13 protein-coding genes are annotated in these 13,383 nt (G+C 43.7%); 8 read left to right on the top strand and 5 right to left on the bottom strand.

The genetic code is table 11. From position 1 onward, the window contains the following. Window positions 1–73: 73 nt before the first annotated feature. The 5 genes from IHV80_RS22520 to IHV80_RS22500 all read left to right on the top strand — a co-directional run bounded on the left by IHV80_RS22520 (window position 74) and on the right by IHV80_RS22500 (window position 4,299). Window positions 74–496: an N-acetyltransferase gene (locus IHV80_RS22520; protein WP_192891047.1), complete on the top strand. Its 423-nt coding sequence runs from the start codon at window positions 74–76 to the stop codon at window positions 494–496. A gap of 51 nt (window positions 497–547) precedes the next feature. Further along, complete coding sequence (locus tag IHV80_RS22515) at window positions 548–1,042, top strand: GNAT family N-acetyltransferase (RefSeq protein ID WP_192891046.1); 495 nt, start codon at window positions 548–550, stop codon at window positions 1,040–1,042. Between the two features lie 91 nt (window positions 1,043–1,133). Continuing rightward, window positions 1,134–1,565: a GNAT family N-acetyltransferase gene (locus IHV80_RS22510; RefSeq protein ID WP_192891045.1), complete on the top strand. Its 432-nt coding sequence runs from the start codon at window positions 1,134–1,136 to the stop codon at window positions 1,563–1,565. 140 nt (window positions 1,566–1,705) lie between these two features. Next, window positions 1,706–3,067, top strand: coding sequence for a DUF1800 domain-containing protein (locus IHV80_RS22505; protein WP_192891044.1), 1,362 nt, complete (start codon window positions 1,706–1,708; stop codon window positions 3,065–3,067). 8 nt (window positions 3,068–3,075) lie between these two features. Then, window positions 3,076–4,299 (top strand): DUF1501 domain-containing protein, encoded by a 1,224-nt coding sequence (locus IHV80_RS22500; protein WP_192891043.1) that lies wholly within the window; start codon window positions 3,076–3,078, stop codon window positions 4,297–4,299. A gap of 20 nt (window positions 4,300–4,319) precedes the next feature. On the opposite strand, the gene IHV80_RS22495 is transcribed toward IHV80_RS22500, so the two are convergent. After that, complete coding sequence (locus IHV80_RS22495; RefSeq protein ID WP_192891042.1) at window positions 4,320–5,249, bottom strand: VirK/YbjX family protein; 930 nt, start codon at window positions 5,247–5,249, stop codon at window positions 4,320–4,322. A 299-nt stretch (window positions 5,250–5,548) separates the two neighbouring features. On the opposite strand from IHV80_RS22495, the gene IHV80_RS22490 reads away from it, so the two are divergent. Further along, window positions 5,549–6,106: a hypothetical protein gene (locus IHV80_RS22490; protein WP_192891041.1), complete on the top strand. Its 558-nt coding sequence runs from the start codon at window positions 5,549–5,551 to the stop codon at window positions 6,104–6,106. Window positions 6,107–6,163: 57 nt separating this feature from the next. On the opposite strand, the gene IHV80_RS22485 is transcribed toward IHV80_RS22490, so the two are convergent. Next, window positions 6,164–6,772 (bottom strand): LysE family translocator, encoded by a 609-nt coding sequence (locus IHV80_RS22485; RefSeq protein WP_192891040.1) that lies wholly within the window; start codon window positions 6,770–6,772, stop codon window positions 6,164–6,166. Window positions 6,773–6,874: 102 nt separating this feature from the next. On the opposite strand from IHV80_RS22485, the gene IHV80_RS22480 reads away from it, so the two are divergent. Further along, window positions 6,875–7,768, top strand: a complete 894-nt coding sequence (locus IHV80_RS22480) for a LysR family transcriptional regulator (RefSeq protein WP_192891039.1) — start codon at window positions 6,875–6,877, stop codon at window positions 7,766–7,768. Window positions 7,769–7,799: 31 nt separating this feature from the next. On the opposite strand, the gene IHV80_RS22475 is transcribed toward IHV80_RS22480, so the two are convergent. Beyond that, a complete protein-coding gene (locus IHV80_RS22475) occupies window positions 7,800–9,023 on the bottom strand; it encodes a helix-turn-helix domain-containing protein (RefSeq protein ID WP_192891038.1) in 1,224 nt (407 codons plus the stop codon). Window positions 9,024–9,043: 20 nt separating this feature from the next. Here IHV80_RS22475 and IHV80_RS22470 point away from each other — a divergent pair, with 20 nt between their 5' ends. Continuing rightward, window positions 9,044–11,050 carry a TonB-dependent siderophore receptor gene (locus IHV80_RS22470; protein WP_192891037.1) on the top strand — a complete coding sequence of 669 codons (2,007 nt, stop codon included), beginning with the start codon at window positions 9,044–9,046 and terminating at the stop codon, window positions 11,048–11,050. A gap of 221 nt (window positions 11,051–11,271) precedes the next feature. On the opposite strand, the gene IHV80_RS22465 is transcribed toward IHV80_RS22470, so the two are convergent. After that, window positions 11,272–12,216 (bottom strand): ADP-ribosylglycohydrolase family protein, encoded by a 945-nt coding sequence (locus IHV80_RS22465; RefSeq protein WP_192891036.1) that lies wholly within the window; start codon window positions 12,214–12,216, stop codon window positions 11,272–11,274. A gap of 204 nt (window positions 12,217–12,420) precedes the next feature. Then, a complete protein-coding gene (locus IHV80_RS22460; RefSeq protein ID WP_192891035.1) occupies window positions 12,421–13,347 on the bottom strand; it encodes an amino acid ABC transporter permease in 927 nt (308 codons plus the stop codon). Window positions 13,348–13,383: the final 36 nt, after the last annotated feature.

The raw sequence follows: 13,383 nt of genomic DNA, 5'->3' as shown, positions 1-13,383 counted from the left end.
CTTCAATATTTTGGGGCCGCTTCGGAGCATACTGACTGGCAAATACAGTTGCATTAAACGTTAGAGAATCAAAATGATCAGAGAATACAGCGCAGCCGACACCGAAACGGTTCTAGATATTTGGCTCACGGCTTCCATTAAGGCACACGACTTCATGTCGCCTGAATTTTGGGAGTTACAAGTGGGCAATATGCGCGATATCTACCTACCTGCCTCACGAACATACGTGTTCCAAGGTGATGGGGAAGTTCGTGGCTTTTATTCGCTCTATGAAGGGATCTTAGCGGCGATCTTTGTGAGCCCGCAGCATCAAGGTTGTGGCATCGGGAAACAGCTCATGCAACATGCCAAGCTTGAATGCCCGAATTTGTCTTTGAATGTGTACCAAGAGAATCAAGCGACCATTGAGTTCTACCTATCTCAAGGCTTTGAAATCGTGACTGAACAAGCTGATGAGCACACAGGGCACCAAGAGTACACCATGCACTTAGCCTAGCGTTGGGCTTAGTGCATAGTCAGGCAAGTACTAGGCAGGAATAGAATTTATATGGATATAGTCAAAGCTGACATGGCGCACTCAAATGCGTTCCACCATTATGTACAAGCTTGTATTGATGATGGACTCGAGATCTATACTGGTATTTCTGATGGCAGTGATGCCTATTTAGAAAGACGAATTGCTTATTCAAAAGGTGAGTGCCTGCCTAAAGGGTGGACGCCAGCATCTACTTATTTTTGTTTGGAGCTTGGACGTATTCTTGGTGTGATAAGAGTTCGGCATGGCACCAGTCCGTACATTCACGATGTCATTGGACATATCGGGTATGAGACCCTGTCGCAAGCCAGAGGGCGGGGTGTCGCAAGTCATATGTTGTCTTGGGTTCAACGTCATGTATTGACCGAAAGCGCTATCATTACCTGTGAGAGAGGCAATATTGCTTCGCAAAAGGTGATTGAGAAGTGCAGTGGTCAGTTCCTGAATACCTTTTACTCAGAGCAAGACAGACACGAAGTCCTACGTTACCAATTAGACCGAACATAAACATTCAAGGTGGCATTTGTTGGTTTATCGGGGGTTACCGTGTCCCGTCTAAACCAAAATGAAGCCATAGCCATTTATTGTTGGAGGTATTTTGAAGTATTCGACAAGACCCGCTCAGCCATCAGATTATGAATTTCTGTTCGAACTGAAAAAGGCGGCAGAGTTTGAACCTATTAAAGCTGTCTTTGGTTGGGATGAGCAAGTTCAGCGAGATATACATGCTGAAGAGTGGGCAGAAGAATGGCCTGAAATCATTGAATATCAGGGCAAAGCGATTGGTAGTGTGTTGTTGCAAGATAAAGGTGAGCACTTCTACTTTTGCCGATTTTTCTTGCTACCTGAATATCATGGTAAGGGTATTGGAAGCCAAGTTTTGACTGATTGTTTGGCTCACGCTGCCAAGCTCAATAAGCCAGTAGAGCTATGTTATCTGCAAGGTAACCGGGTTGGGGAGTTGTATCTCAGGTTTGGCTTTGAAATCACCTCGCAAAACGACCAGTTTGTTTATATGTGGCGTAAATAGACATCCATTCAAAATGATCACACCGTGTCCGTAACTTGATAGGCAGTTGACACCCATCTAACGTAAAACCTTGTAAAGCTCCCTATGCTTGATGACTAAGCGATTACACTTAGAACAGATTGAGCGTAAGGGAGTGTGCAATGAATTATTACCCGACTTCAAAAATCCTGGGTGAGCAGAGATTTGGTTTTGGCCCTAAATTAGGCCAGACAGTCTATTATTCCCCTTTGGAACAGTTGGATAAAAAGCCATTTATTCATCAGTCCATTCAAGCTTTACCCACAACGGAATCTATCCTGATAACCGTTGGTGAAAATCGTGAAGAGCGAAAGAAAGCCAAGGGTGACGAGCAAAAGATGCAAACCATGAAGAAAGAGGCGCAGTCCTTTCTTCGAACTCATTACCGGCAACAATCTCAAGCTCGCCATCTGCAAAGTGTTGAAACGCCTTATGGTTTTCAAGAGCGCATTATTCAATTTTGGAGCAATCACTTCGCCATCTCGGTCGACAATCGAAAGCTGATGCCCTTAGCTGCAAGTATTGAAAATGATGTGGTTCGCGAGCATTGGAATGGTAATTTCAGCGACATGCTGATGGCTTCTTCTAAACATCCTGCGATGCTTCTTTATCTCGACAATCAACTCTCTATTGGACCAAATTCAAAAGTTGGAAAGCGCCGCAATAAGGGGCTAAATGAGAACCTCGCTCGTGAGATCTTAGAACTCCACACACTCGGCGTTAACGGTTCTTACACTCAGCAAGATGTCATTGCCTTAGCAAAATCTATTTCAGGCTGGGGCATTAAATTCAAATCTCCTGATGCTGGTTTTCGATTCGCCAATAACCTGCATGAGCCAGGAAGTATCACCTTACTTGGAAAGTCCTATTCCCAAAAAGGTATCTCGCAAGGTGAGTCGTGTTTACAAATGCTAGCAACACATGAAAACACAGCCAAACACTTAGTTGATAAGTTATGTCAGCACTTTATTGGTGACACGCCTAAAGAGCTCTCAGAACAAATGGTCGCGATATATCTAAAAGGTGAAGGCGAGTTACAGCCTGTTTATCGTTTGTTACTGGAGAGCACAGAGGCAAATGAACCCAAACCCAATCGGTTCAGACCACCGAAAGAGTGGCTATTTGCGGTACTTCGCAGTGCTGACATTCCTCTTAATGATAAGCAGGCACTGAATACCCTCAATACACTAGGCCAACCACCTTTTAAACCGGGTTCACCTGCCGGATGGTCGGATCAAGACCGAGATTACAACAGCCCATCGGCATTGACCCAACGTATGCAAGTGGCGAATAGGCTCGCTTCAATCGCGATAAAGTCAGCGAAATCTTCAGGTGAAAAACCAAAGGCAGTAGTGGATAACGTGATCGCAGCTTTATACGGCGATGCGATTGATGAACACACCCAAATTGTATTGAACAAAGCCGACAGTGCCGCAATGCAACTTTCTCTGTTGTGGCTAAGCCCACAGTTTCAATATCGTTAGGAGTGGGTATGAAAAATACGAATAGTTCTCAGAGTAATAAGCCACAGAATAACGGCCCACAAAGTATCAATCGTCGTCAGTTTATGGGCATTGCTGCAGCGGTTGGTATGAGTGCAATGTTGCCATTTCCAAGTTTTGCCAAAACACGCTCAGACAATATCTTTATTTGGATATCACTGCGTGGCGCGATGGATGGGTTAAATGTTGTGGTGCCTTATGCTGATCCTGATTATTCAGAACTAAGACCGAATATCGGTTTGAAGCCCGATCAGCTATTGAAGTTAGATAACTTCTTTGGATTGCATCCGTCTCTAAAACAATGCCACCAATGGTACGAAAGCAAAGAGCTCAGCTTCGTTCACGCGTGTTCAACCGCCTACCGAGAACGCTCACATTTTGATGGACAGAAGATACTAGAAAACGGTACTTCCGATCCCTTTAATACGCATGGATGGCTTAACCGCTTACTCACGTTAAGCTCAGAAAAGTATGATGGAATAGCAATTGATTCAGGCTTGCCGTTAATCATGCAAGGTGAATCTACAGTAGCCAGTTGGTATCCAAACCGCTTAAAAACACGCGACAAACAAACCGAGCTACTTGAAGAACTTTTTCAGAGTGACCAAATGCTGTCTGCCAATTTCGAAAGTGTAATGAAGATAGATGAGTTGGTGGGCGATCAAGGCGTTGGCAAGCAATTTAAGTCATTGATGGGAAAAACGGGCGATATTTTATCTGCGGATAACGGACCAAACATCGCTGCTTTAGAGCTTGGTGGTTGGGATACTCACGCGAATCAAGGCATCGTAAATGGTAGATTGAGCACCCAACTTAAAACTCTGGATGCAGGATTAGCGGCTCTTAAGGACTCGTTAGGTTCACGCTGGAATAACACAGTGATTATCGCCGCCAGTGAATTTGGTCGAACAGCGAAGGAAAACGGTACAAAAGGCACCGATCATGGAACTGGTAATGTCATGTTGGTTGCTGGTGGGGCTATGGCTAACAAGGCTTCAAACGTATCGAGTACAGGTAGCTCTGGGGGGCAAGTTATTGCAAACTGGCCGGGATTAAGCCCAAAGGATCTGTATCAAGGGCGAGATCTCAAACCAACGACTGATATGCGAGGTGTAATTAAAGGTGTACTTGGTCAACACCTATCTATAAAAACGAAGCAGCTAGACACCATCTTCCCTGATAGTGAAATGATAAAGCCACTGGATATCATCTAGTAGGCCGCTTCTATCAACAATTAATGTAACTTGGGAGCAGATTTAATGTCGTTTAACCGTGAAATGAGCTGCGCTTCAGTTTGCTTAAGCCAATCATAGCGTTTTGTGTACAAGCGACGTTTGGTCTTTTTCAATGTGTCAGTGTCTTTACGAAGAGGCTTAATGGGCAAGGAAAACCAATGTTTATCGACCAAAGAGGCGCCATTCTCAGTCCATAGTGTGTCGTAATCAAATGTTATTGCACCACGTTTAGAGCCGATATAGCGCATCGCTTGGTAGATATGACCTTTATTCGAAACCGCTAAAATATCATCAACCTTCATGTAATTAGCAAACATAATTGCTAGTTCAACCATCAGTGATTTTGGTCTTAGCCCGTGTAACGAACGCGTTAGCTCTTTGATCTTATCTTGGCTGCTGGTGATTCGCTTGTTGGTACCCTGTAGGCAGCCGATGTGCATGGTGCGACACCCATTATTATCAGAGATATTGAAGGTGACCGAGTAAATAGTTAGCCCAGTATTTGCCTCGAGGAGTCGGATCCCCAAAGAGCCTTCACGAGATTCTCCCGAGAAAGTCTCAATCCTGAACTCATCCCCATTTCTATCTGCAAAGATCAGAAGCTCAAAGTTAGAAAGGTGCAGATGCACTGTATTTGAACCAAATGTTTGTTCTAAAAGTTCGAAGTGAGAATGCAGCAACGAAGCACGTGTTTTAGGCTTGATTCCTACACAAATGAATGGTTTTAGTGGCTTTTCAAAGATCTTCGGATTCTTCTCTAGAAGGGTTGATAGATTGTTTTTCTCTTTAAGCTGATACACTTTTCGAATGATCTTTGGGTTCATAACTCCCCATAGTGTAAAGCGCAGATTTTTCTTGATTCGGGTTAAACCTTTGGTATTCGGGTGTACAGCATTTGAAAGCTCAACGATTTGACGAAAATTTTGCACGTTTACCTCAACTTAGAAAACAAGAAAGCATCGTTGAAAATAAAGAACGATGCTCCATAAAATGATAAGTAGGTGTTAGTGAAAAAATCGTGAAACCTGAACAAGTTGGTTTCTATCAAACACGATAGTTAAACGCGATAAGGGAGAGCTTGCTTGGAGGGGCAGTTAAATAAGAGAATTGTTAGTATTCCTATAAAATAATGCCAACCATATCAATATTTTATGAATTAACGTTTTCGGTTTGATTTTTTAATGATAGGGTCGCCGAATAATTATATTGATAAGAATAAAGGCTTTATATGAATAAGTTTCTGATTGTTGCATTCGCTGCAGCTGTAAGTATTTCGGGTTGCAAAAGTATTCCTACTTCGGCTACCGACACCTTGTCAGAGCCAAAAGGTAACGGCGCATTAGCTATCGCGACCAACATCTCTAAGTACGATTCAACTTACCCATGCGTAACGTTTTCGTTTGATATACAAGAAAAAGTCGAAGGTAAATTAGTTGATTCTGAACCACAAACCTTACGTGTATTTGTGTATGAAGACACGAAGTACGCACTGTTTGATGGTATCAAACCGGGCAACTATGTATTAACTCAGTTTCGATGCAATATGCGTCGTGGCCTTGTTGCTAACGATGGTAGGTCGTATCTCAGTCTTGACCTAGAAACTGAACATACCATCAAGGCGAACACAATAACGATGTCTTCAAATTTTATTCACGCGACTCAAGATGAAGATCGGTCTTTTGCATTAAACGTTGGTATTTGGCAATCGCAAGACGTTGTGCATTTCCAGAATCTACTAACGAACGAAGTGAGTAATAAATGGGAAGTGGGTGGCTTTGAAGGCTAATTAAGTTCATCACTATGGCAGCTTTTATTGCTGCCATAGTTACTGTGACTCATCGGGTTATTTTAATGCTAGCGCTAAGCCAAAAGATACCAATCCAACTCCACACGCTTGATTGAGCCTTTTCTTGGCTTTCAACAAGTGTTTTTGCAAAGTCTTTGAAGTAAACAACATTGCGACAATTCCAAACCACAATCCATGAAGAACTATCATGTACAACCCATAACCGAGAGCGACATGCTGGTTCTCAGCATCGGGTGAGATGACTTGGCTGAAAATGCTTAAGAAGAACAACATGGTTTTTGGATTCAGCACGTTACACAAAAAGCCTTGTGCTAAATAGCGCCAAACACTGGTGCTTTGCCTTGTTCCTTCCAAAGGTGCAAGCTTGTTGTCCGTACTCAAGATACCTTTTAGTCCTAGATAAATAAGGTAGGCTGCACCTGCGTATCTGATTATGTCAAACAGCTGCTCATTCTGTGAGATTAAGTAACTGATTCCAAGCATTGAATAACTGATGTGAACACAAATGGCTAAACTCACACCTATCGCCGTCCAAATCCCTGCTTGTCTTCCTTGATTGACACTGTTTTTCAAAACTAAAACAAAATCAGCTCCAGGGCTTATAACAATTAGTAGTCCCAATACTGCTAGGCTCAACCACTCCATAATGACTCCAACTCTTTATATTTGATGAACTGGCATTGTATGGTTTTTTATTGCTGCCTATAATCGAAATGAATTCCATCTATCTGTGAGAAAAAATCACACATGAGACATTTGAAAGCATTTCATATTTTCCACGTAGCAGCGCATTCGAGCAGTTACAGTGAAGCGGCAGAAAAGCTAAACATTACCCATGGAGCGGTGAGTAAGCAGATTAAGGTATTGGAAAATCACCTATCCCACGCCTTGTTCTATAAACAGGGTAGGAATGTGTGTCTCACTAAAGAGGGTGAACTACTCAAAGGTTATACAAAGCAAGCGTTTCAAGCATTGGAGACTGGAGTCCATAAGCTTAATCAGCTGAATCATCAAGCGTTGGAAGTCTCGTGTGAACCCACATTGACCATGCGTTGGTTAATGCCTCGACTCGGTGACTTTTATAACGAATCCGGAATTGATGTTCGCTTGTCTACCGCGGGTGGACCTGTGACATTAGGAGCGACTGGGCTCGATATGGCAATTCGCCGAGACGACTTTAACTTAGCTGAGCACTACAAAAAGATACCGCTAGTCGAAGAATGGGTTGGCCCAGTGTTCTCGCCTGATTACTGGCAACAAGTCAAAGACAAGCTAGCCGATGTGAAACTGCTACATAGCAGCACGCGACCAAACGCTTGGAGCCACTGGGCATCCATCACCAAAGATAGCGAATTGGATAGCAGAATAGTGTCGCAAGCTATTTCAAACCAGACCTTTGCGCACTTCTATTTTTGTTTTCAAGCTGCCGTTGATGGGCTAGGTGCAGCTCTTGGTTCTTATCCTTTGGTGGTTGATGATTTGAATAGAGGTAACTTAATCGCCCCCTTTGGCTTTGTTCCTTCCGGTCATCAGTACATATTGCTTACACAAGATGACAACCTTGATAAACCCGAAAACCCGTTTGTGGTTTGGCTGAAGAATGAGTTATCACAATGTGTTCCAGCTTTAAATAGCCAATAATTAATAACCAAAAGCTATGTTGCGTCAGAATTTAACTCGTTCTTGATACTGAGTTTTTGGCAAGCGCATGGGGTGGAACACCAAAGGCTTTCTTAAAGGCACTGGTGAAATTAGAAGGGTGCTGGTAACCCGCCTCATAGGCTGCTTCGGTTATCGAAACCAAGCCGCGCTCTAAGTGCTGTCGCGCGATATCTAGGCGTCGCTGGCGAATATAGCCGTTGATGGTTAGATTATAAGACTGCTTAAATCGACGTTGTAAATTGGAGATACTCATCGAGAATTGACTCGCGATGCTTTCAAGGCTGAGCTGTTGATCTAGGTTGATTTCAATATAGCTGATGATGTCCTCAATTTTGGCATCGAATGTTTTTGATGTATTGGGCTTCTCAATATTTTCACTCGAGTTTGTATTGTATGAAGTGAAGCCTAGGTCTGCGCTAGTTGCACTTATGAGGTCATCGTCGGAAGTACACTGCTGACAACATTGAATGGGCATCTGCGACAGGGTTAGCGCGAGCAATTGTTGGGTGAGTGTTTCTACTACTAACTTGTCTTGAAAATTAGTCGGTGTCGCTTGACTGGTTAATGTGTTCGTCAGTTGAATGATGTCAGGATTTAGCTCTAATTCGTAAAACGCCTTGTGTGAATCTAGGAATGATTTGCTAGAACAGTGATCGCTTAAACGAGGCTCTACCCATTGTGGCTTAACCAAGATGTTTACCTTATTCATCTTGTTGCCTTGGATTAAAGAGCGTCTAAAGTTAGCCGGTTTCGCAAGATTGACCACCACACCTTGTGGCCCCGTACTGGCATCGAGATCGAACTCCAGGTCGTCGTAGCCAAAGGTGAGTTTTCCTTCAAGAAGAATCGTAATCAGGATGGCGGAGTGAGCGGTCGATACGATGTTGCTGTCGACCAATTCAATACAACGACCGCCATGCACGAATATCTGGTCGTTGTATTGGTAAGAAAGGAATTTTCCCTCAGCAAGTGACGTTTGCTTGGTTTGGCCTTGCGTTACGATGATCTGCTTTTCAGTCTGTTCTAGCTTTTTGGTGAGAGCGACTTTCTTGGTTAATGTAGACTTTTTGACTATCACATTCGCTTTCGCCACAGTCGTTTCGGTAAGTTTAGCTTGCTCTGACGTTACTTCACTCATTTGACCGTTCCTCATAACACCTATGCGTTTCTGCATAAGCAAATCATCTGTGCATTTATAAATTACAACCCTATCATGTTTGCGAATTATTATCATTTACATCTAGGATTGAATTTATGGAAAGCCCAGTCAACTCAACAATCAAGCTTTCAGCCCTCTGTATTGCCATTGCCAGCGCGTTCAGCAGCCCTGTGATTGCAGAGGAGAACACATCGCACTTTGATGAAGTGGTAGTGTGGGGAACGAGAGTGTCTAGCAACACCGAATCGATCATTGCCGGTGACATGTCACTCAAACAAGCTGACCACATGTCAGATCTGTTGCGTGAAATCCCAGGTGTTGATGTTGGGGGTACGCACTCGGTGAACCAACGAATTACTATTCGTGGACTAAGTGAAACTGACTTAGACATTCGACTGGATGGCGCTTCTCAACACGCAAACATGTTTCACCATATTGGTAATCTGACCTTAAACCCGGACATCTTGAAGTCAGCGGATATCCAAGTGGGTAATAACTCGGTCACGCAAAATGGGTTAGGTGGCTCAGTACTGTTTGAAACCAAAGATGCCAAAGACTTGCTTCGTTACGACGAGAGTTTTGGCGCTCGTATTTATGGCGGCTACGCGACCAACTCAAGCCAGCAAGGTTCATTAACTGTGTATGGTTTGCTGTCAGATAACGTCGATGCCATGCTTTACAGCCATTACATGAGCCGTGATAACTTCGAAGACGGTGACGGCAATGAAACCTTTGGCTCAGAAGGGGATGTTTACAACATTTTAGGTAAGATTGGCTTTGAGCCAAGTGACTTACACCGCTTTGAACTTTCTTATGATCTGTATCGTGATAGTGGTGATTACAGCCCGCGCCCTGATATGTCAGGTGGTGCTAACGAAGGCTTATCTAGCGACATCCTTATTCCAACTGATTACGACCGTGACACTATTACGGCAAGTTATGAGCTACGTGGCGAAAGTCATCAAGGTAACGTGACCTTGTACAACACGGAGACTGAGATTAAGCGTGATGAAAGCGTTATGGCACCACGTTGGCCATCGAATCGTTTATCCAATAACACCGCTAAGAACCAAAACTTTGGCTTGAATGCTAAGTTCCAATCGGAGTACCGCTTAATGTCGTTTGATAATATCGCGACCTATGGTTTTGATTATATGGACAAGTCATCAAGTAGCTATTACGGCAGCAGTAAATTTATGGACGAGTCAGCAATTTCAACCGCACTTTTTGTTGAAGATCAGTTCTACTTTACCCAAGCCTTTTCTATCACCGCGGGCGTCCGTTTTGATGATTATCAACGTAAAGCTGAAACCGGTAACGACGATTTTGACGACATGACATGGTCGTTGGCAACACAATTGGATATGACTCAAGATTGGACGCTGTTTGCCAGTACGCGCTCGCTGTTCAAAGGCCCAGAGTTGATGGAAACCTTTATTGCTTATCAAGATGCTGCGTTCTTAGCTGACGACATCAAGGCCGAAACAGGACAGAACACGCAAGGTGGTGTGCGCTTCGACAAACGTTTAGATAACCACTTTATCGGCGCAAACTTAACTGTGTTCCAAACCAATATCGATGATTACATTGCCGAAGAGTACCAGCCTGCAAACCAGAGTTACCTGATTTACAACTTAGGTGACGTTGAGATAAAAGGTTTCGAAGCTAGCTTGTCTTATGGCTACGAGATGTTTAACAGCAAGCTCTCTTACGCGCGCTCAGATACGAAAAACAAAGACACAGGCGGTGCTGTCGCGGGTGGTAATGGTCGCAGCATTGATATGGGTGACAGCATCACGCTAACGCTCGACTATCAGTCTGAAGCTCTTGAGACTATCTTTGGATGGAACTCAATGTTTGTTAAAGATGAAGACAATGTATTCGATGGTCAGCCGATCAAAGAAGGCTATGACGTTCATAACCTGTATGCTCAGTGGGTGCCATCAAATGTGGATGGATTGTCTGTCACCTTTGGTATCGATAACGTGTTTGATGAGCAATACACCTCACACGCGTCTCGTTCGGGTACCGCAAGAGGCTTTACCTTGGATGACTATGAACCAGGTCGTAACTACAAGCTTTCCGCTGCTTATCAATTCTAGAGAAGGCTCTAGTTTTTAGGTTTGGTTAGAGCGATAAACTGGCGGTCGTAGGGATCCGCAAAGTTTAGCACCCATAACTGAAGCTATCTTTTAAGTCGATCGTTTAAAGCATTAATTTAAGTTATTCGTTTTAGTGATTACTTTAAGCTATTAGTGAAAAGAAAAGCGCCTCTCGAGCAAGGAATCGAAAGGCGCTTTAGTTTTATTCGTTATTGTGGAAATCACTCAATAGGCAAAGACAATACACCGCCATTGAGGTCGACTTGGTTTAGCCATTCCGTTGGAATTCCACCCTCTTCTTCGTAGAAACAGGCCGCTAAGACCGCGCCAATCACGATCGCGCGGCCACAGCTATCACCGCCACATAAGATATTGTCGCGAATGCCTTGTTTAAAGCTTTGAGCGCCAGCAATGATGCGAATCAGCAATGGGAACGCGGCATTCAGTTCACAATGCAATCCAAATTTTTTTGCGGCTTCGGTTATTGAAAGTTCGGGCTCAGCTAAAGCTTCATCTATTTGATCGTGTATGAACTTGCTACAAGTTTGTCGCACCATTTCTACCGACTGCAACGGCGAATTACCTTGAATCGCGGCTTGAATCAGCAGGGTGATGGCTTGCGCCCACTCCACGGCTTTGTCGTTGTTATTAGTGACTCGAACCGCGCTTTCGACCATTGCTGGTAAGGTGTGAGAAGTGTAAGTACACGCCACTAATGGAATGATCTTTGATACTGCAGGGAGCTGTGTATCGTCTGCGCCACACGCTGTAATAGGGGCATTTGCTAATTCTAATTGATGGATGTTCAACAAGCTCATGCGCGTCGCTTTATCTATGTAGCCTTGCCAACTACCACCAAAATCAAACCAGAATCGGAAATGTTTGATATAACTTGCTTCATCGTATTGTTGATTGTCGACTAGGCTATCGACCATCGCCAATAACTGAGCACCGTATTGCGATTGGTCGCCAGCGGTTTTTCCTTGGTGTGCGAAGTGGCCTTTGTCTTGATAATCGAACTGGTTCGGTGAGCGAAATTCTGGCTCGAAACCAGCCACGTGTAAGATCCTCTCTTGGTCATACAACCAATGCAGCCCCATGGAAGCGGCGTCTCCAACCAATGCGCCGACAACGGCGTAAAAAGCTCTCTCTTTATGATTGTCCATGTTGAGTGATGTCCTTGAGATGAATCAACGTAGTTCGATACTTTAAGTATAGTGATTAGACAAGTATTTTGCTGTGTTTCGAAGAAGAAATTGGAGGGGATTAATCCTGATTGGTCAATGGCTTAAACCAATCAGGTGAAATTGATAAGGGTGATGAATAGTCTGGTGAATCAATGTATTCAGTTGGTGGTGTTACTCGTTCTATTATTGATGATTAAGGTAGGCACTAGAACGTTGCTCAATCACTTTGAACAGGCGCGAAAGTGCAAAGCACAAAGCAAAATATACGAAGCCTACAATCAACCAGATCTCGAAGATCAAACCGGAAGAGTTCGCCATTTCAGTACCAACAAACGTCATTTCTTGAATCGAAATCAGCGACACAATCGAGGTGTCTTTGACTAGCGAGATTGCTTGGCCCGCTAAGGGCGGCGTAATCGCGGTTAATACCTGTGGGCCTACCACATATCGATATTTAGAAAATGCCGACAAGCCGAGAGAGTCAGCTGCTTCCCATTGGCCTTTAGGAATGCTTTCTAAGCCAGCTCGAATCACCTCAGCGATATAAGCCGAAGAGAGCAGGCCAATACAGATCACGCCAGAAGCTAAGTTTTCCCAAAGGTTAGCAGGGCCAAAAAAGAAGGCTTGAAGCTGGTTAATCTCACCATTATGTTCACGTAAAATACTTTCTAAGCCAAGCAGAGGGATCAGCTGGTTAGAAACAAAGAAATAAAAGATAAACACGAACACCAGTGGAGGAATGTTTCGAACCAATTGGATGAAAATCAGTGCCGGTGTTTTGAAGAAAGCGATCTTAGAGTGTCTTGCTACCCCTAACAGTGTGCCGAAAGAGAGCGCTAATACCATGCTCCATAAGCTCAAACGCAATGTTGCGACCAAGCCTTGAAAGAAATAAGGAATACTGCCTTGAGAAGGTGGAATAAAGATTAACGTGAACGCGTCTTCCCATCGCCACTGATAGTTAATACCGACAGAAGAACGATAATAAAGCCAACCTGCGAACGCACAAATGATGGCAAACAACACACCATCTAAGAGATTAAGGCGTTGATACCAAGGCTTCATGTGAAGGTTGGGCTTGGGCGTTGATAATGCGCTAGTACTACTCACGTCATTCCTGTTTAAACATTAATTATTATTGAATTG

The sequence above is a fragment of the Vibrio bathopelagicus genome (assembly GCF_014879975.1).
Classification (GTDB): domain Bacteria; phylum Pseudomonadota; class Gammaproteobacteria; order Enterobacterales; family Vibrionaceae; genus Vibrio; species Vibrio bathopelagicus.
Note: the sequence above shows the minus strand (reverse complement) of the source record. Positions and strands in the feature narration are given on the sequence as shown.

What these genes read in the sequence shown, in the direction of transcription:
- IHV80_RS22515 (WP_192891046.1), top strand. Translation starts at nt 548, where the DNA reads ATGGATATAGTCAAAGCTGACATGGCGCACTCAAATGCGTTCCACCAT.
- IHV80_RS22485 (WP_192891040.1), bottom strand. Translation starts at nt 6,772, where the DNA reads ATGGAGTGGTTGAGCCTAGCAGTATTGGGACTACTAATTGTTATAAGC.
- IHV80_RS22500 (WP_192891043.1), top strand. Translation starts at nt 3,076, where the DNA reads ATGAAAAATACGAATAGTTCTCAGAGTAATAAGCCACAGAATAACGGC.
- IHV80_RS22505 (WP_192891044.1), top strand. Translation starts at nt 1,706, where the DNA reads ATGAATTATTACCCGACTTCAAAAATCCTGGGTGAGCAGAGATTTGGT.
- IHV80_RS22465 (WP_192891036.1), bottom strand. Translation starts at nt 12,216, where the DNA reads ATGGACAATCATAAAGAGAGAGCTTTTTACGCCGTTGTCGGCGCATTG.
- IHV80_RS22480 (WP_192891039.1), top strand. Translation starts at nt 6,875, where the DNA reads ATGAGACATTTGAAAGCATTTCATATTTTCCACGTAGCAGCGCATTCG.
- IHV80_RS22470 (WP_192891037.1), top strand. Translation starts at nt 9,044, where the DNA reads ATGGAAAGCCCAGTCAACTCAACAATCAAGCTTTCAGCCCTCTGTATT.
- IHV80_RS22475 (WP_192891038.1), bottom strand. Translation starts at nt 9,023, where the DNA reads ATGATAATAATTCGCAAACATGATAGGGTTGTAATTTATAAATGCACA.
- IHV80_RS22520 (WP_192891047.1), top strand. Translation starts at nt 74, where the DNA reads ATGATCAGAGAATACAGCGCAGCCGACACCGAAACGGTTCTAGATATT.
- IHV80_RS22490 (WP_192891041.1), top strand. Translation starts at nt 5,549, where the DNA reads ATGAATAAGTTTCTGATTGTTGCATTCGCTGCAGCTGTAAGTATTTCG.